At 76.5% G+C, this 426-nt stretch carries 1 pseudogene; it reads right to left on the bottom strand.

From position 1 onward, the window contains the following. A pseudogene (locus tag V2J85_RS40845) lies at positions 1 to 388 on the bottom strand (hypothetical protein); the annotation flags it as partial. Positions 389 to 426: the final 38 nt, after the last annotated feature.

Genomic DNA, 426 nt, shown 5'->3' with positions numbered 1-426 from the left:
CCTGGAGGGCGGCGGCCGTCCTGACGTCCCGCCAGGCCCTGGCGTCGCGGGAGGAGAGCGGTCGCGCCGGACGCACCTGGTCGGTCCGCACGGTGCTGATGTGGCCGGGGTACTGGCCCAGGCCCCGGAAGATGACGTTGAGCACCCGTTCGCGGTCGTCCTCCGCCACGGCGACGACCGTGCCGTGGTCCGAGGTGCCGCGTACGGCGAAGTGCGGGATGCCGGCCGTGTCCAGCAGCGCGGTGACCGCGGAGCGGTTGGCCTCGCGGGCGGCCAGCGGTGTCAGGGCCCGTATGACGTAGACGTCGTCGCCCGTGTCGGCCTCCGGGGCCGGGGCCGGGGTGTCGTTGCGCGGCTGCGCCGGGATGCCGATGGGCGCGCCGGGCACGGCGGTGCCCCTCGCCGCGAACGCGGCGGGGTTGGGGA

This window comes from Streptomyces bugieae (assembly GCF_036352915.1).
Lineage (GTDB): Bacteria > Actinomycetota > Actinomycetes > Streptomycetales > Streptomycetaceae > Streptomyces > Streptomyces endophytica.
The sequence above is the reverse complement of the archived record's forward strand: the minus strand, read 5'-3'. Positions and strand labels throughout refer to the sequence as shown.